We start from the raw sequence: 16,303 nt of genomic DNA on the forward strand, positions 1-16,303 counted from the left end.
AACGACACGTCAGCACGGTCGTATTCCCCTCCACTCTCACTCGGCCGGGGGAGCACCCTCCTCGGCCGGTGCCGCGTCGACCAGGTCGTCGTGCGCCTGCTCGAACTGCGAGCGGTAGAGGCGGTAGTAGGCGCCCTGCTGACCGATGAGCTCTTCGTGCGTGCCCTTCTCGACGATGTCGCCGTGCTCCATCACGAGGATGAGGTCGGCGTCGCGGATCGTCGACAGGCGGTGCGCGATGACGAACGAGGTGCGTCCCTCGCGCAGCGCCGCCATCGCGTGCTGCAGCAGGAGCTCGGTGCGCGTGTCCACGGATGACGTCGCCTCGTCGAGGATCAGCACCGCCGGCTGTGCCACGAAGGCACGCGCGATCGTGATGAGCTGCTTCTCGCCGGCCGACACGTTCGAGGCGTCCTCGTCGAGGAGCGTCTCGTAGCCATCGGGCAGCGAGCGGACGAACCGGTCCACGCGCGTCGCGACCGCGGCATCCACGATCTCGTCATCGGTCGCCGAGGCGCGGCCGTAGCGGATGTTCTCGCGGATGGTGCCGGCGAACAGCCACGGGTCCTGCAGGACCATGCCCGTCCGCGAGCGGACGTCGTCGCGCGAGAGCTGCGCGATGTCCTGCCCGTCGAGCAGGATGCGGCCGCCGTCGAGCTCGTAGAAGCGCATCAGCAGGTTGACGAGCGTCGTCTTGCCCGCACCCGTCGGGCCCACGATCGCGACAGTCTGCCCCGGCTCGACGCGGAACGACAGATCCGTGATGAGCGGGTGCTCGGGTGCGTAGGCGAACTTCACGTGCTCGAACTCGATCACGCCGCGCCCTTCGCCGCGGGCCGGCGCGTCAGCGGCATCCGGTTCCTGCTCGTCGGCGTCGAGGAGCTCGAACACGCGCTCCGCCGACGCGGTGCCCGACTGGACGACTGCGGCCATGCCGCCGAGCTCGGACAGCGGCTGCGTGAACTGCTGCGAGTACTGGATGAACGCCTGCACGTCACCGAGACGCAGCTGACCGCTCGCGACCTGCAGCCCGCCGAGCACGGCGATGCCGACATAGGTGAGGCTGCCGACGAAGGTCATCGAGGGCATGATCATGCCCGAGAGGAACTGCGCCTTGAACGCGGCCTGGTAGAGCTCCTCGTTCTCCTCCTGGAACTTCGCACGGGCATCGGCCTCGCGGCCGAACACGCGCACCAGCGAGTGCCCCGAGAACGACTCCTCGACGCGGGCGTTGAGGCGGCCGACCTTGCGCCACTGCACCCCGAACGCCTTCTGCGACTTCGGGCCGATGACGCCGAAGATGATCGCCATGAGCGGCAGGGCGATGAGGGCCACGATCGCGAGCTGCCACGAGATCGAGAACATCATGACGAGCACGCCCACCACGGTGAGCACCGCCGTCAGCGCACCCGACAGCGACTGCTGCATCGTCTGGGTGATGTTGTCGATGTCGTTCGTGACACGGGAGATGAGCTCGCCGCGCTGCACACGGTCGAAGTGCGACAGCGGCAGACGGTTGAGCTTCGCCTCGACGTCTTCGCGCAGGCGCCACATCGTACGGACCATGATCACGTTGATGACGTAGCCCTGCGCCCACGTCAGGATCGCCGACACGACGTAGATGACGAGCACCCACGTGATGATCACCTTGAGGGCGTCGAAATCGACGCCCGAGCCGGGGGTATAGTTCTGCATCGCGGCGACGATGTTGGCGAAGTCGTCCTGGCCCTGACCGCGCAGCGCGGCGACCGTCTCAGCCTGGCTCAGCCCGGCGAACGCGGGGTTGTCACCGAGCATGTTCGACAGGAACCCTTCGAAGACGATGTTCGTCGCCTCGCCGAGCACCTTCGGAGCGATCACCGCGAGGACGACACCGATCGCTCCGGCGAGCGTCACGAGGCCGAACATCCACTTGAACGGCGCTAGCAGGCCGATCATGCGGATGAAGCTGGGCCCGAACTGCGACGCCTTGCCCGGCGCGACCGAGTCCCACGATCCGCTGTTCAGGCGCGCCTGCTCGGCGAGCTCGGCTTCGAGCTTCTCCTCGTCGGTCATCTGCGTGTCCGGCGCGCTCATGCGTCCACTCCCAGCTGCGATTCGACGATCTCTCGGTAGGTCTCGTTGGTGGCCAGGAGCTCCTCGTGCGTTCCGACACCGACCATGCGGCCGGCGTCCAGGACGACGATGCGGTCGGCGTCGGTGATCGTCGACACGCGCTGCGCGACGACGATCTTCGTCACCTCGGGCAGCTCGCGCCAGAGCGCCTGACGCAGCCGGGCATCGGTGGAGAGGTCGAGGGCCGAGAACGAGTCGTCGAAGACGAGGACGTCGGGCCGGTGCACGATCGCGCGGGCGATCGAGAGCCGTTGACGCTGCCCGCCGGAGACGTTCGTCCCGCCCTGCGAGATGCGGGCGTCGAGCCCGCCGTCCATCTCCTCGACGAAGTCGCGGCCCTGTGCGATCTCGAGAGCGTGCCAGAGTTCCTCGTCGGTCGCGTCCTCGCGCCCGAAGCGGAGGTTCGACGCGATGGTCCCGGTGAACAGGAACGGTCGCTGCGGCACGAGGCCGATGCCCTTCCAGAGCTCGTCGAGGTCGGCTTCGCGGACGTCGACACCGGCGACCCGGACCGACCCCCCGGTGACGTCGAACAGGCGGGGGATAAGCGAGACGAGCGTCGTCTTGCCGGCGCCGGTCGACCCGACGACGGCGACCGTCTCGCCGGGCGCGGCCGCGAAGGTGAGGCCCTCGAGCACGGGCGCATCCGCGCCCGGATAGGTGAAGGCGACGTCGTCGAACTCGACCGCACCGGGGCGCGGGAACTCCCGCACCGGCTTCTCGGGACGTGCCAGCCCGCCCTCGACCGCGAGGACCTCGCCGATGCGGTCGGCCGAGACGGCGGCGCGCGGGATCATGATCGTCATGAAGGTGGCCATCAGGACGCCCGTGAGGATCTGCCCGATGTACTGCATGAAGGCGAAGAGGGTGCCGATCTGCACGCTGCCCTCGTTGACCTCGATGCCGCCGAACCAGATCACGCCGACGACCGTGATGTTCAGCACGAGCATCGCGAGCGGGAACATCAGCACGAACAGCGACCCGACCTTGCGGCCGACGACGAGGATGTCGGTGTTGGCGCCGCGGAAGCGCTCCTCCTCGATCGGTTCGCGCACGAAGGCGCGGACGACGCGGACGCCGGTGAGCTGCTCGCGGAGGATGCGGTTCACGGCGTCGAGCTTCTTCTGGTAGCTGCGGAACAGCGGCACCATCCGGCTGATGATGAGGATGCCGATGACCAGCAGCGCCGGCACCGAGACCCCGATGAGCCAACTGAGCCCGACGTCCTGCTGCAGCGCCATGACGATGCCGCCGATGGCGAGCAGCGGAGCGGTCACGAGCATGGTCGCGCCCATCATCGCGAGCATCTGGACCTGCTGTACGTCGTTCGTGTTGCGGGTGATCAGCGACCCGGCGCCGAACTGGGTGACCTCGCGCTCCGAGAAGCCGCTGACGCGGTCGAAGATGTCGCGGCGGATGTCGCGCCCGACCGCCATGGCGGCCCGCGCGGCGAAGAAGGTGGCGACGATCGAGGCCACGATCTGGCCGAGGGCGATGACGAGCATGAGCACGCCGTGCGACCAGATGTAGCCGACGTCGCCCTGCGTGACGCCCTTGTCGATGATGTCGGCGTTCAGGCGGGGAAGGTACAGCGCAGCCATGGCGGAGGCGAACTGGAAGAGCAGCACGCCGATCAGCAGCCAGCGGTAGGTCCGGAGGTACCGGACCAGAAGGGTTCCGAGCATATTGTCAGAGTGCCACCACCCGCCGACATCCGCGTCCCCCTGCGGGCGGATGTCCGCTCAGAGCGTAGGCGTCAGCTCGCGAGTTCGAGGAGCTCCTTGACGTGGCCGACGACCTCGCGGGGTCGGAACGGCTTGGCCACCACCTCGTCGACGCCGGCGCGGATCGCGTCCTCCTGGTCGGAGCTGTGGACGCGCGCGGTCAGCATGATGATGTGCGGCTGCGGGATGTCGGTGCTCCGCCGGATCTCGCGGGCCGCCTGGATCCCGTCCGTCCCGGGCATCATCCAGTCCATGAGGACGACCCGCGGCCGGTCCGCGCGGACCCGCTCGACGCCCTCGCGACCGTTGCCCGCGCGTGCGGTCGAGATCCCGGCGCGCTCGAGACTCGAGACGAGGAGCATAGCGATGTCGTCGTCGTCGTCAACCACAAGAACCGAAATCGCCACCCCCGTACTCTGACACCGATCCTGCGGTGCGGGTAATCCGAACCCCGCCGCCGGCTCGTCGGGGGCTGTCCCCGGCACGGGAGGGGGACCCGAGCATGAGTGAACGTCCGATGTGGAAGCCGATGCGACCCGAGGAGCTGTTCTCGCGGCTCCAGCTCCCGTTCGTCGCCGGGGTGACGTTCGTCGTCATCGCGGCGGGTCTCGCCGTCCCGAGCCTGTGGTCCGCCGGACCCGTCCTCGCCGGCGTGGGTCTCCCGTATGCGGCATCCGCCTTCTTCCTCCTGCCGCAGCGCGCCTGGCTGCTGACGCCCTGGGGGATCGTCGTACCGCTCGTGGACATCGTCGCGCTCGCCCTGCTGCGCGCCTCGCTCTTCCCGTACATCCCGACCGTCGGCGTCCTCTGCCTCATGCCCTTCGCGTGGATCGCTCTGCGGTACCGCTGGCAGGCCCTCGCCCTCGTCTTCCTGGGCGGGCTGCTCATCTCGGCACTTCCGCTGCTCCTGCAGGTCGAGTCCGTGTCGACCCCGCTGATGGTCCTCAACCTCCTCACGCTGCCGTTCCTGACCACGGGCATCTCGGTCGGCATCCACCTCGCTGTGAGGAGCTTCCGCAGAAGCCGGCAGGAGGTGGAGGATGCCGCGCGCCGCCTGCAGGCGAACCTCGAACAGTCGCGCGACGACGAGATGGTCCTGCGAACCGTCCTCGACACGGTGAACGGAGCCGTCGCGTTCTACAACGCGGAGGGCCGACCCGTTCTGGCCAATCGCGCCGCGCACAAGCTGACCGGTGTGGTCGGCTTCCGTTTCGACGAGGCGCCGTACGCCGGGCCGCACGTGTTCAAAGCCGACCGGAAGACCCCGGTTCCGTGCGCCGAGCAGATCATCCCGCGCGCCCTCCGTGGCGACGCCATCCGTAACCACCTGGAATGGTTCGGCCAGCCCGGCGACCAGGTCGCGATCCTCTCGTCCTCGGGTCGCGTGCATCGCTCGAACGGCGAACTGCTCGGCACGGTGGTCGCGGCCTACGACGTCACCGACCTCGCCGACGCCATCGAGGCGCGCGAGGAGTTCCTGACGACCGTCTCGCACGAACTGCGGACGCCCCTGACCTCCGTCGTGGGGTACGCCGAGCAGGTGATCGACATCCTGGGCGAGGACGCCGAACGCCTCGGCATCGGCACGGCGCTGGGCGCGATCTCGCGCAACAGCGAGGTGCTGCTCGAACGCGTGTCGCAGCTGCTCACGGCCGGCAACAAGAAGATGGTCCTCGCGCCGACGGTCGTGGACGTCGCGGAGCTCGTCGAGGAGACGGTCGCCGTCATGGTGCCCCTCGCGCGGCAGGCCGGCGTCGCGCTGTCGCTGGAATGCGACGAGAACGTCATCGCCGAGCTCGACGCCCGGCGGATCGAGCAGGCGGTCGAGAACCTCCTGACGAACGCCGTCAAGTTCACGCCGTCCGGGGGCTCGGTGTCCGTGAGGGTCACGCACGTGGCGGACGGCGACCAGGTGCGCATCGCGATCAGCGACACCGGCATGGGCATGACGGCCGACGACGCGCGCCGTGTGTTCGACCGTTATTACCGGGCGACCGCCGTGCGGAAGAACGCCGTCCAGGGCATCGGGGTCGGCCTGTCGATCGTCAAGTCGATCGTGTCCGCCCATGCCGGCGATGTGGGCATCGAGAGTGAGCCCGGCGAGGGGACGACGATCACGCTGTGCCTTCCGCGGATGCGCGAGCCCGTCGCGCCGGCGGAGGATTTCGCGCTCTCGGCGTGACGACGGCTCCGTCGCTATGCTGTCGCCGTGACAGGCCCCGGAGACGAGCGCCGCAGCCCTCACCGGGCGCGGGACGCGCGGTGGCTGCGCGAGGCGACTGATCGCGTCCCGACGGCGTGGATCCCCGGCATCCTCACCGCGGTGTTCCTCGGTGCGGCCGCGGCGTTCGGCGGGCTCGAGGCGGTCGCCGCCCCGCCCGTTGCGACCCTGCAACCGGGGGAGACGCACGTGAACGACATGCTGTCGATCACGGTCGAACGTGCCGTGCTGATCGACACGCTGAGGGACGCGGGTCTGTCCGCGGACCCGGACAAGGGGGAGCGTGTCGTGGCGGCCGTGGTGCGGGCGGAGAACGTCTGGGACACCGCTCTGCCGGCGGCGGCCCAGGGGAAGGGGCTGTCGGGGTCGATCATCGCCAGTGATCTCGGTGGGCGGCATCCCGACGCGGTGGCTCGACTCGACGACGGGAACACGGGCCCGTGGTTGCAGCCGGGGGTCCCCGTCGAACTGGTCGTGGGGTGGATCATCACGAAGGACGAGCTGACGGATGCCGATGAGCTGTCGCTCGAGATCCGCGACTTCTCCCTCGTCACGGGGAAGTTGGTCGTGAACGGGGAATGGTGGGACAGCCCGGTGGTCGTCGCGAAGATGGACGTCCCGCTCACCGATGTCGGCGCGGGCGCGAACCAGCCGAGCCAAGGGGCATCCCGGTGAAAAGCGTCACGGTGTGGGCCGGGGGCATCGTCCTGCTGGTCGCGGCGTGGGGAGTCACGCAAATCCCCGCAGGCCAAGCGTTGACAGAGTCGTCCTTCGTCCAGTCCGTCGACGTCACAGACCGCGCCGTCGGACGGCAGATGGCCGTCACCGTCACGGACGTCGCCGCAGCCGAGCGGATCTCGGATGAGGTCGGCTGGGCTGCCGACGGGGCGTGGGTCGTCGTGGACCTCAGCGTCGAGGCCGTGAACACGGAGGAGGGCGCCGTCCTCGGCCTGGCCACCCTCCTCATCGACGGCGACACCTACCGCGCCAGCGAACGACCCGTGTCGCTGCTCGGCAAGGCGCTGCAGGTGGGGGTGCCGAAGACGGGGAGTGTCGCGTTCGAGCTCCCGGCGGGGATGCGGGACGGCACCGCCGTCATCCGCTTCACCGTGAGCGATCGCGACTGGCGTCTCGATTCCGTCGTCGAGTTCACCGTCGATCTGGGCAGCCTACGCTGGGACGACGAACGCGAGCTCGCCCCGCTCGCGGGGGGTGGCGTGTGAGTGCCTGGTGGCGCAGCAATCGGCGGGCCCTGCTCGCGCTGGTCATCCTCGTTCCGCTCACCTCGGGAGTGTTCCTCGGGTGGGAATGGTGGAAGGTCGCGCGGTACGAGCCCAACTTCCCGACGGTGGCCGAGCAGGGACGCGGCGCGGACTTCGCCGGCATCACGTTCGGCCCCGCCACCGCGACGGAGGTCTCGCTGCTGGGCGTGACGGCTCCCGAGGGGACGAAGATCCTCTGGGTCCGCGTCCCCGTCGATCGTCACGGCGCGGCGACCGGCTGCACGCTCACGGGGTTGCGCGAGCTGGGCGGACAGGGCCGGTTCTGGAGGGACGAGTCCAAGACGATCGAATGGGACTACCGCCGGTACACGACCTGCCCGGTGGACCGGGAGAGCGAACTATTCCCGCGCGGGGCGTTCCAGATCGATGTGCCGTTCATCGTCCCCGACGACCTCGAGGGCCCGCTCGGTGTCGAGTTCGTGATCCCGGACGAGCTGCCGGGCTACGTCCGACTCGTCGTCGTGCCCTGACGCGACGACGGGCGCCCCGATGAGCGCGCCCACCGTCGCGTCGTAGGCCCCGGCGATCACCACGGTGCGTATCGGCTCGATGACGACCGGGGCGATGAGGAGGAACAGTGCTCCTCCCGCGCGCCAGAACTCGTCGGGGCTCTGCGGTCCGACCAGGCGGGTGACCCCGAAATCGATGAGGTCCTGCCCGAGCACGATGAGGACGTAGGCGAGGACGTAGCAGCCGATCAGCACCGGTCCACCGCGCCACATCAGGACGACCGCTCGCCAGATCGGCTGGAAGCGCGAGCCGAGGCTCGCGCCGATGTCACCGAGGCGGCGACGCAGCCGCTGCGGGATGCTGCCGTACCGCTGCCGGGCCCGCTCGGCGATCCGGCCGCGCCACTGGACCCCCTGCGGTGCCACGGCCTGGCCGTAGATGACGCCGGCGACGGTGAGCCAGGCGAGCGGGACGGCGACGAGTCCCACGGCTTCGCCAGCGACCGTGGCGACGGCATCCCACACCCATCCCAACGGGGCGAACCAGTCGCCGATCGACTCCCGCAGCTGGCCCACCCACGCGATCGCGCGGCGGGACTGCACCCACGCGGTCAGCTGTCCGGTCGCGTCGCCGATGAAGTAGGCGGCGAGGAAGATCCAGAGGCCGTCGAGGTAGGTGGCGACGAGCGAGCTCCAGCGGGGCAGTCGACCGCGCCACCGGCTCCACACCCACCGTCCGACGAAGGCGAGCACGACCACCGTGATCGTCATCGCATCCCACGGGAGCTTGTCAATGGCGCCGGAGACGTCGGCGTCCACTCCGGTGACGATGCCTTCGGCGATTCTCCCGTTCGTGACCTGAAGCGCGGTGTCGAGATAGGTCGCGACGTCCTCGTTGAGGAAGCCGAGGGCGGTATACACCGCCAGGAAGGGGAGGACAGACGACAGCATCGCGTCACGGAAAGCGACTCGTCTGCCGGGTCCATCGGTCGGAGGCGGCGCGATCGCGCCGAGGCGCGTCATCCCGTCCCGCAAGACGAGGAACATCCCGACGAGGCTCACGAGCTTCGCGAGGATCGCGAGGGGGATGACCAGCATGCCGCCGAGCGCCGTGTAACCGCCGACGTATCCGGCCGCCTCCAGCCCGATGTATCGGCCGAGGACTCCCGCGAGATACCACGCGACGAGCGCGGGCCAGTGGCGCACGAGGAGGCGCCACGTCATCCCGAGCATCGTCCGCACGGTCTTACGGTAGCGGCAGGTCGGATGCCGCGTGGGGTTAGCGTGAGCCTCATGACAGCCACGTTCACCGAGGTCACGCGCGCGGCCTGCGCGCCGGAGGAGCTCTTCACCCTCTCGCTGTCGATCGACGTGCATCTCGCGTCGATGGCACGCTCCGGTGAGCGCGCTGTCGCCGGGGTCACGAGCGGGACCATAGGGCTGGGAGAGACGGTCACCTGGCGGGCGCGGCACTTCGGTGTCGTGTGGACGATGACGTCCCGGATCACCGCGCTCGAGCACCCGCGTCGGTTCGTCGACGAGCAGGTGCGGGGGCCGTTCCGATCGTTCCGCCACGAGCACCGCTTCGAGCGCGACGGGGACGTCACCGTGATGACGGATGTCGTGACGCTGCGCTCGCCGCTGTTCGGCCCGATCGTCGAACCCCTCATGCTGCGCCCGTATCTGCAGCGGCTCATCCGCGCCCGAAACGCCGTCCTCGTCGCCGCGCTGTCCGAGCCACGGCCGGATCCGACTCCCTGAGAGCCGTTCATGCCCGTCCAGCGGGGATTTCGGGGCCGCGCGCGATAGCGTGGGAAGGCGCACTCCGTCGGCGCACGGAGACTGTCTGAGTTCGTCGCTCGCGCCGCCGGCCCCCGGATCGGTCCGCTCACGCAGCCGGTCCACCGAAAGGAACCCATGAGCACTGGCAGTGAACCGGCACGCGCGTACGCGCACGTCACCGGCGGAACCGCACGGTTCACGACGGTCGACGGTGCCGAAGAGACCCTCGAAGCCGCCGACGTCGACGCCGTCCGTCGCCTCCTCATCGACCGGGTGCGAGCGGATGCCGTCGCTTCCGGTGCGCCCATCGAGCTCGTCACGAGCGGCGACCGCGGCGAGCACCACCTGCTCGTAGACCCGACGGGCGACATCGACGTCGAGGTCGACGACCGCACCGTGACGCGTGCCGAACTGCGACAGCAGGCCTGGTGGACCACGGAGCCGGAGGCCGAGGCTGAACCTGAGGTCGAGGCCGAGGTGGAGGTGGAGCCTGAGGCAGAGGTCGAGGTCGAGCCGGAATCCGCGGCCGAGCCCGCCCTCGTCGCCGAGGTGCCCGCGTTCTTCCCGCCGGCCCGCTCCGACGCCGCCGCGATCTCCGAGGCGCCCGCCGCGTACGACGACGGCGACGACGACGACCTGGACGACGACGTCGTCGACACCCCCGCGGAGTGGGTCCCCGCCCGCGTGGCCGAGATCCCCGCCGCAGCACCGGCCGCCCCCATCGAGGCCGACGCCGCCAGCGCCGACAACGGCACCGACGCCGCCAGCGCCGACAACGGCACCGATGACGCCGACGCCAACAGCGGCACCGACCCGGTCGACGTCGCGCGCGCATCGTTCGAGTCGGACGAGCAGCCCCCCATCGATGCGCCGCCGACGACCGACGCCGCTCCCGCCGCCGACACGCCCTTCGAGGCATCCGCTTCCCAGGGGCCGCGTCCGTCGTTCATCGAACCTGCCGGCGAACACCCCGCCACCGTCTCCGGGTGGCGCTCGTTCTTCGTGCGCCTCGGCATCCCGATCCGCCCGTCGAAGGCCGAGCTCGAGCGCGCCGAGCGTGAGCGGGCCGTCTCCCGCCAGTGGGCCGGATGCCGCGCCATCGCGGTCGCCAACGGCAAGGGCGGCGTCGGCAAGACGATGACCACCGCTGTCCTGTCCGCGGTCTTCGCACGCCACGGCGGAGGCAACGTCCTCGCGTGGGACAACAACGACACCCGCGGGACGCTCGGCTGGCGCACCGAGCAGGGCGACTACGACACGACGATCCGCGACCTGCTGCCCGAAGCGGCGAGACTGCTCGAAGCGACGGCATCCGTCTCGGACATCGCCCGCTTCGTCCATCACCAGTCCGTCGACCGTTACGACGTGCTGCGCTCCAACCCCGAGCTGCTCGCAGCGGACCAGCGCATCACGACGGCGGACTTCGATCTGCTCGCTCAGGTCGCGGCCCGCTACTACCGCATGGTGATCTTCGACTCCGGCAACGACGAGTCGGCCGATCGCTGGTTGCGGATGATCGACTCCGCCCACCAGCTCGTCGTCCCGACGCTCGCCGCTCCCGAGTCGGCGGAGTCGGCGGCGCTCCTTCTCGACGCCCTCCGCAAGCGCGACGAGCACTCCCGTCGCCTCGCCGACGGAGCGGTCGTCGTGGTCGGGCAGTCCGAGCGGGCCGGGATCAGCGCGGCGCAGCGCATCGCGGCGGGCTTCGAGGGCCACGTCCGCGCGGTCGAGATCATCCCCTTCGACGACTCCCTGAAGGCGGGCCGCATCCGCTACGACGCGCTCCAGCCCCGAACGAAGGACGCATGGATGCGCGCCGCGGCCGCGGTGGCTCAAGGACTGTAGGTCCGGTGTGCGCATCGCCACGGGGGTGATGTTCGTCCTTGCCGTGCTGGCCGGACTGATCCTCGTCGGCGGCCTCTTCCTCGACACCCGGGAGAGCGCGGACGCGCGGTGCTGGTTGGACGATCACCCGGCGGGTGTCGCGGTGTCCGAAACGGCCCTCCTTTCCGCGGAGGCGACCCTGGTGCCCGTGGGCCGCCAGTGCACCTGGGCGGCGGCGTCGGGCGGCGACGCCATCGTCACGCAGACGGGGTGGCCGAGGACGATCGGCTTCCTCGCCGTGACGGTGGTCTCGGCGGGCCTGGCGGTCGTCGGTGCGATACGGCGGCGCGCCGGCGCTGTCGCCCCGCTGGTCGTCTGCGTCCTCGCTCTCGGAGCCGCCGCCTTCTGGGCGAACTGATCAGGCGCGGACCGCTCGAGTGGGACGGCGCTGGAGATCACCGCCGCAGTTCGGGCACGCGGCATCCGTGAACCCGACGACACAGGACGCGCACCACGTGCACTCGTACGAGCAGATGAAGGCCTCGGCGGCCGCGGGCAGGGCGCGGTCGCACGATTCGCAGGTGGGTCGCATCTCGAGCATCCTCCGACGATACGAGTGCCGACATCGCCGCCGAAGGGGAACGGATGCCGGAGGTCGAAGGAATCCTGCCGATCCGAGGCGTCGGGCATGCGGGAGGATGGGCGAATGACCGGTCCCGATCACGACACCCGGCTGATCGAGGTCGCCGCGCGGCTCAGTGTCGCCCCGGCCGGTGTTTTCGTCGCGCAGCGGACCGCCGCCGCGAAGGATGCCGAGGATCGAGATCTCGCCGCGGCCATCCGTGGCCTGCGGAAGCCCGTCCTCGCCGCGTGGGTGGTCAACCTCCTCGCCGCAGAAGACCCGCAGGCGCTGGCGCCCGCCGTCGAGCTCGCTGAGGCGTTCCGTGACGCCGCGGATGCCGGCGACGCACGCGCGCTCGCCGAGCTCACGACGCGGCGCCGCGGCATCCTCCACGACCTCGTCGACCGTGCCCTCGCCCTCGCGGCCGACAACGGCGTGGACGTCGGTGCCACCGCCCGCGCCGCGGTCGAGCAGACCCTGGATGCAGCGCTGCGGGATCCGGATGCCGCGGCCGCCGTCGCGAGTGCGCGGTTGCTGCGTCCCATCGAGGCGACCGGCATGGACCGGCCCGATCTGACCGACGCGGTGTCGGGTCCGTTCGACGCGGGCTCTGCTGAGCCGGGCGGAGGGGACGAGCTCGCCGATCGACGCGCCGCCCGCGACGCCGCTCGAGCAGCGGCAGAGGCCCGCCGCCACGCCGAGACCACGGAGAAACAACTCGCCCGCGCGGAGGATCGGCTGGCGGCCGCCCGGGCGCGGGTCGCGTCGCTCGAAGAGCGCCTCGCCGAGATCGACCGCGAGCGTGCCCGGACGGCAAACGACCTCGACGCCGTTCAGGAAGAGGCGGCCCAGCTCACCGAGGAACGCACTGCCGCGCGCGATGCTGCACGCCGGGCGAAGAAGGCCGCTGAGGCGGCGTCCACATGATCAGCTGCGCGAGCGGTGCTGATCGAGCGCGGCGGTCGCGGTCGACCAGACCAGGGTCTGCACGACCTCTTCGGCGCGGTCGTAGCGGGCGCCGGACAGCACGACGTACACGGCGCCGACGACGTCGATGAAGCCGGCCACCTGGCCGCCGATCCGCACTTCGTAATGAGCGTCGCCGATCAGATCCCACTGGATCCGCGAGGCCCGGGTCGCGGCATCCGCCGGTCGACGGGCCGGTAGCGCGCGCAGCGTTTCAGGATCCACATACATCTTCCGCACCTCGTCCCTCGCACCCGGCCGACACTTGTCCCAGGGGACTACCATCGCCCGGGCTGCGGTCGGTGCAGAGGGGATTGACGGGATGCCGCGAGGTCGCTACGCGAGGACGGGGGAGTCGGCTGCCGTCTGACGCACGGCATCCGTCACCGTGTCCAGAAGCTCGGACGACAGGTTCCACCGCTGCCAGTACAGCGGGACCTCGATCGTGTCGTCGGCGAGGACGACGAGGGATCCGTCGGCGATCCCCGCCTCGAACTGGCCGGGGAGCAGCATCCCCCAGCCGAGTCCCAGGACGATCGCCTGCGCGAACTCGGCCGACGCGCTGATGACGTGGCGTGGCGGCTCCCGCCGTGCGCCGTGGCGATGTGCGAAGGAACTCTGCAGGGTGTCGTGGCGGTCGAAGTCGACCCGGGGAGCGCTCTCGAGCGCCGCGCGGTCGAGCCCCCGCGGGAACCATCGTTCGGCGAAGTCTTGCGTCGCGACGGCGGTGTACCGCATCCGTCCGAGCGGGGAGGCGACGCACCCGGCCACGGGCTCCCGCTGCGACGTCACGGCGGCCATGACGGTACCGGCGGCCAGCAGCTGCGCGGTCCGTTCCTGGTCCTCGCGGTGCAGTTCGAACGTGACCGGCCTCACCGTGGTGGCGGCGGCGAGGGCCGGCAGGAACCAGGTGATCAGCGAGTCCGCATTGACGGCGAGCGACACGAGAGGAGCGTCGGTGTCGTCGCCGAGCGCCCGCCGCGCGTCGTGCTCGAGAAGGTCGAGCTGGCGCGCCAAGCGCACCAGTGGCTCGCCCGCCTCGGTGGCGGCGATCGGCTTGGTCCGGCGCAGCACCGGCCGGCCGACGCGCTGCTCGATGACACGGATGCGCTGACTCACGGCGCTCGGCGTGATGCCGAGGCGTGACGCCGCGCGGTCGAGCGTGCCCGCGTCGATGGCCGCCACGAGGGTGCGCAGGTGCTCGAACGGGATGTCCACGCCCGTCACTCTACTGAAGGAACGCTTCAGATCCTGAAGAATCTTTCGCTGTACTGCACACTCACGGATCCCTAACGTGGACGACGTGTCTCCCGATCTCGCCGCCTTCCTGTCCGCCCTGGGCCTCTGTCTGGGTCTGATCGTCTCGATCGGCGCGCAGAACGCGATCGTCCTCCGACAGGGGCTGCGCCGGGAACACGTGGGCATCGTCGTCCTGGTCTGCGTCGTCAGCGACGCGATCCTCCAGACGCTCGGCGTCGCAGGTGTCGCGACCCTCGTGACCGCTCACCCGTGGCTCGAGACACTGGCCCGGTGGGCGGGAGCCGTCTTCATCGCGGGCTTCGCGATCGTCAGCGCACGTCGCGCCTGGCGCGGCGGAGGCAGCCTCGACGCCGCCCCCGACGACCAGGCAACGGATGCCGCGGCTGGCGGCACCGTCCTGACCCGGCCGCGCACGGCCACCCGGACGGCGACGCTCCTGACGATCCTGGCCGTGACCTGGCTGAACCCGCACGCGCTCGTCGAGACCACCGTCGTCCTGGGGTCCGTCGCGGCGACGCACGGCGAAGCGCGCTGGTTCTTCCTCGCCGGCGGCATCACCGCCAGCACGCTGTGGTTCGTCCTCTTCGGCTACGGTGCGCGCTACTTGGCGCCGCTACTGCGCACCGAACGCGCGTGGCGCATCCTCGACGGCGGGATCGCCGTGATCATGCTCATCATCGCCGTGACCCTCGTCCTCGGGTGAGTCAGGGGAGCGGAGGAGCGTCAGTGCGCGGCGTCGTACGCGTCGAGCACCTGCGCGGGAACGCGGCCGCGCTCCGACACCTGGTAGCCGTTCTTCGCGGCCCACTCGCGGATCGGCGCGTAATCGCGCTGGCCGGAGCGCTTCTGCACGCGGCCGCCGCCGGACGAGCCGGCCGGGCGACCGGCGGACGTGCGGTTCGACACGCGCCGGGCAGCGTCGATGTACGGTGCCAGCGTCTCGCGGAGCGCGTTCGCGTTGTCGTGGGTGAGGTCGATCTCGTAGGCGGTGCCGTCGACGGAGAAGAGGACGGTCTCGCCGTCGCCGACTTCGAGGACGGTGCCGTCCAGGTCGTCGACGAGCTGATGCACGATTTTGCGGGCCATGCGCTGAGCATAGTGGCGCCGGTGGCGGCTACGGCAGCAAGCCGGCCCGGCGCGCCTTGGCGACGGCCGCGTGGCGGGTCGAGGCATCCAGCTTCGCCATCGCCGCCTGCAGGTACGACTTGACCGTCCCCTCCCGCAGAGACAGTGAGGCGGCGATCTCGGCGTTGGTGGCGCCGAGGGCGCAGCAGGCGAGCACGTCGAGCTCGCGAGGCGAAAGGGCGACGTCGAGCGGAGCGTCGGCCGCGGCGGGCCGGGCGATTCCGGCGAGTCGTCGCTCGACGGCGGCGATCCGCTCGCGCAGGTCGGGATCGCCGACGGATGCCGCGATGCTCCGCAGCTCCGCATAGCTTTCGCGGAGGTCCTCCTGCGCGGCTGCCGGGAGAGCCGGCTCGGCGGGGAGGAGGGCTGCCACGCGGCGGTCGACCTCGTCGCGCACGCGGAGTTCGGTCGCCAGCATGTCGGCGGCACGGAAGGCGGGGCGACTGACGAGGTCGCCGACCGGCCCCGGGGTCCACGAACCGCAGTAGACGATGCCGCGCGGACGGCCTGTCACCACGACGGGGACGGCGAGGAGAGTGGAGATGCCCTCGCCGAGGATCGCGCGGTCGTAGTCGTGCGTGATGGTGCGAGCGGTGCGGTAGTCGAGCGCCAGGCGCGGACGCCTCTCGAGCATCGCCGCTCCGCCGAGGCCTCGGCCCGCTTCGACGACGAGACCCTCGATGCTGCGCGTGCGGGTCCCGGCGATTGCGGTGACATGGACGGCGCCACCGCGCTCGAGTCCGCCGAAGACGACGGGAAACCGGGTCTGACGAGCCAGATCCGACACGGCTCGGGAGACGAGCCGCGTGTCCGCGTCGCTCTCTGCCGACGATCCCACGCGTACCTACTTCCGGGGGTGACGGCACCTCTGCCGCCTTCGTACGGTCGAACCTACCACGCGGCTGATTCCCAGGAACGGCCCGTGAGAGCAC

The 16,303-nt window shown here is 70.4% G+C and carries 17 protein-coding genes; 8 read left to right on the top strand and 9 right to left on the bottom strand.

Going from position 1 to position 16,303, the window contains the following annotated elements; translation table 11 throughout:
• Positions 1-36 precede the first annotated feature (36 nt).
• From Q9S78_RS08925 to Q9S78_RS08935, 3 genes are all read right to left on the bottom strand, one after another.
• The gene (locus Q9S78_RS08925; RefSeq protein WP_116228783.1) at positions 37-2,076 is read right to left on the bottom strand and encodes an ABC transporter ATP-binding protein; all 2,040 of its coding nucleotides are present in this window, start codon (positions 2,074-2,076) and stop codon (positions 37-39) included.
• On the bottom strand, positions 2,073-3,800 hold the full coding sequence (locus Q9S78_RS08930) for an ABC transporter ATP-binding protein (protein WP_311870032.1): 1,728 nt from the start codon (positions 3,798-3,800) through the stop codon (positions 2,073-2,075). The genes Q9S78_RS08925 and Q9S78_RS08930 overlap by 4 nt, the downstream gene beginning before the upstream one ends.
• A gap of 71 nt (positions 3,801-3,871) precedes the next feature.
• Positions 3,872-4,246: a response regulator gene (locus Q9S78_RS08935; RefSeq protein ID WP_256335300.1), complete on the bottom strand. Its 375-nt coding sequence runs from the start codon at positions 4,244-4,246 to the stop codon at positions 3,872-3,874.
• A gap of 95 nt (positions 4,247-4,341) precedes the next feature.
• Between Q9S78_RS08935 and Q9S78_RS08940 the strand changes: the two genes are divergently transcribed.
• Genes Q9S78_RS08940 through Q9S78_RS08950 form a run of 3 tightly spaced genes read left to right on the top strand, consistent with a single transcriptional unit; the run spans position 4,342 to position 7,283 of the window.
• Positions 4,342-6,021, top strand: a complete 1,680-nt coding sequence (locus tag Q9S78_RS08940; protein ID WP_311870033.1) for a PAS domain-containing sensor histidine kinase — start codon at positions 4,342-4,344, stop codon at positions 6,019-6,021.
• A 27-nt stretch (positions 6,022-6,048) separates the two neighbouring features.
• Positions 6,049-6,735 (top strand): hypothetical protein, encoded by a 687-nt coding sequence (locus tag Q9S78_RS08945; RefSeq protein WP_020096936.1) that lies wholly within the window; start codon positions 6,049-6,051, stop codon positions 6,733-6,735.
• The gene (locus Q9S78_RS08950; RefSeq protein ID WP_311870034.1) at positions 6,732-7,283 is read left to right on the top strand and encodes a DUF4352 domain-containing protein; all 552 of its coding nucleotides are present in this window, start codon (positions 6,732-6,734) and stop codon (positions 7,281-7,283) included. The genes Q9S78_RS08945 and Q9S78_RS08950 overlap by 4 nt, the downstream gene beginning before the upstream one ends.
• Positions 7,284-7,681: 398 nt before the next feature.
• Here the strand turns inward: Q9S78_RS08950 and Q9S78_RS08955 are convergent, their stop codons facing one another.
• Positions 7,682-9,025, bottom strand: a complete 1,344-nt coding sequence (locus Q9S78_RS08955) for a hypothetical protein (RefSeq protein WP_311870689.1) — start codon at positions 9,023-9,025, stop codon at positions 7,682-7,684.
• A 60-nt stretch (positions 9,026-9,085) separates the two neighbouring features.
• Here Q9S78_RS08955 and Q9S78_RS08960 point away from each other — a divergent pair, with 60 nt between their 5' ends.
• The 3 genes from Q9S78_RS08960 to Q9S78_RS08970 all read left to right on the top strand — a co-directional run bounded on the left by Q9S78_RS08960 (position 9,086) and on the right by Q9S78_RS08970 (position 11,816).
• Entirely contained in the window at positions 9,086-9,553 is a 468-nt protein-coding gene (locus Q9S78_RS08960) for an SRPBCC family protein (protein ID WP_311870035.1), read from the top strand.
• A gap of 156 nt (positions 9,554-9,709) precedes the next feature.
• Positions 9,710-11,419 carry an AAA family ATPase gene (locus Q9S78_RS08965; RefSeq protein ID WP_311857297.1) on the top strand — a complete coding sequence of 570 codons (1,710 nt, stop codon included), beginning with the start codon at positions 9,710-9,712 and terminating at the stop codon, positions 11,417-11,419.
• A gap of 7 nt (positions 11,420-11,426) precedes the next feature.
• Positions 11,427-11,816 carry a hypothetical protein gene (locus tag Q9S78_RS08970; protein WP_311857295.1) on the top strand — a complete coding sequence of 130 codons (390 nt, stop codon included), beginning with the start codon at positions 11,427-11,429 and terminating at the stop codon, positions 11,814-11,816.
• Here Q9S78_RS08970 and Q9S78_RS08975 read toward each other — a convergent pair whose 3' ends face one another.
• The gene (locus Q9S78_RS08975) at positions 11,817-11,999 is read right to left on the bottom strand and encodes a DUF1272 domain-containing protein (protein ID WP_311857292.1); all 183 of its coding nucleotides are present in this window, start codon (positions 11,997-11,999) and stop codon (positions 11,817-11,819) included. It abuts the gene before it with no gap.
• A gap of 105 nt (positions 12,000-12,104) precedes the next feature.
• On the opposite strand from Q9S78_RS08975, the gene Q9S78_RS08980 reads away from it, so the two are divergent.
• Positions 12,105-12,947 carry a hypothetical protein gene (locus Q9S78_RS08980; protein ID WP_311857291.1) on the top strand — a complete coding sequence of 281 codons (843 nt, stop codon included), beginning with the start codon at positions 12,105-12,107 and terminating at the stop codon, positions 12,945-12,947.
• Here Q9S78_RS08980 and Q9S78_RS08985 read toward each other — a convergent pair whose 3' ends face one another.
• Both Q9S78_RS08985 and Q9S78_RS08990 read right to left on the bottom strand, forming a co-directional pair.
• Positions 12,948-13,217, bottom strand: coding sequence for a hypothetical protein (locus Q9S78_RS08985; RefSeq protein WP_311870036.1), 270 nt, complete (start codon positions 13,215-13,217; stop codon positions 12,948-12,950).
• 105 nt (positions 13,218-13,322) lie between these two features.
• Positions 13,323-14,213, bottom strand: a complete 891-nt coding sequence (locus Q9S78_RS08990) for a LysR family transcriptional regulator ArgP (RefSeq protein ID WP_311870037.1) — start codon at positions 14,211-14,213, stop codon at positions 13,323-13,325.
• A 67-nt stretch (positions 14,214-14,280) separates the two neighbouring features.
• Between Q9S78_RS08990 and Q9S78_RS08995 the strand changes: the two genes are divergently transcribed.
• Positions 14,281-14,949, top strand: a complete 669-nt coding sequence (locus Q9S78_RS08995) for a LysE/ArgO family amino acid transporter (protein ID WP_311870038.1) — start codon at positions 14,281-14,283, stop codon at positions 14,947-14,949.
• A 20-nt stretch (positions 14,950-14,969) separates the two neighbouring features.
• On the opposite strand, the gene Q9S78_RS09000 is transcribed toward Q9S78_RS08995, so the two are convergent.
• Both Q9S78_RS09000 and Q9S78_RS09005 read right to left on the bottom strand, forming a co-directional pair.
• On the bottom strand, positions 14,970-15,332 hold the full coding sequence (locus tag Q9S78_RS09000; RefSeq protein WP_018188487.1) for a histone-like nucleoid-structuring protein Lsr2: 363 nt from the start codon (positions 15,330-15,332) through the stop codon (positions 14,970-14,972).
• Positions 15,333-15,360: 28 nt separating this feature from the next.
• Positions 15,361-16,209, bottom strand: coding sequence for a helix-turn-helix transcriptional regulator (locus Q9S78_RS09005; RefSeq protein ID WP_311857284.1), 849 nt, complete (start codon positions 16,207-16,209; stop codon positions 15,361-15,363).
• Positions 16,210-16,303: the final 94 nt, after the last annotated feature.

It is taken from the genome of Microbacterium aquilitoris, assembly GCF_031932285.1.
Taxonomy (GTDB): Bacteria; Actinomycetota; Actinomycetes; order Actinomycetales; family Microbacteriaceae; genus Microbacterium; species Microbacterium aquilitoris.

Bases quoted from the DNA above. Each gene is read 5' to 3' on its own strand.
- Q9S78_RS08940 (WP_311870033.1), top strand. From the start codon at position 4,342: ATGAGTGAACGTCCGATGTGGAAGCCGATGCGACCCGAGGAGCTGTTC.
- Q9S78_RS08930 (WP_311870032.1), bottom strand. From the start codon at position 3,800: ATGCTCGGAACCCTTCTGGTCCGGTACCTCCGGACCTACCGCTGGCTG.
- Q9S78_RS08965 (WP_311857297.1), top strand. From the start codon at position 9,710: ATGAGCACTGGCAGTGAACCGGCACGCGCGTACGCGCACGTCACCGGC.
- Q9S78_RS08980 (WP_311857291.1), top strand. From the start codon at position 12,105: ATGACCGGTCCCGATCACGACACCCGGCTGATCGAGGTCGCCGCGCGG.
- Q9S78_RS08955 (WP_311870689.1), bottom strand. From the start codon at position 9,025: ATGCTCGGGATGACGTGGCGCCTCCTCGTGCGCCACTGGCCCGCGCTC.
- Q9S78_RS09000 (WP_018188487.1), bottom strand. From the start codon at position 15,332: ATGGCCCGCAAAATCGTGCATCAGCTCGTCGACGACCTGGACGGCACC.
- Q9S78_RS08975 (WP_311857292.1), bottom strand. From the start codon at position 11,999: ATGCTCGAGATGCGACCCACCTGCGAATCGTGCGACCGCGCCCTGCCC.
- Q9S78_RS08925 (WP_116228783.1), bottom strand. From the start codon at position 2,076: ATGAGCGCGCCGGACACGCAGATGACCGACGAGGAGAAGCTCGAAGCC.
- Q9S78_RS08960 (WP_311870035.1), top strand. From the start codon at position 9,086: ATGACAGCCACGTTCACCGAGGTCACGCGCGCGGCCTGCGCGCCGGAG.
- Q9S78_RS08985 (WP_311870036.1), bottom strand. From the start codon at position 13,217: ATGTATGTGGATCCTGAAACGCTGCGCGCGCTACCGGCCCGTCGACCG.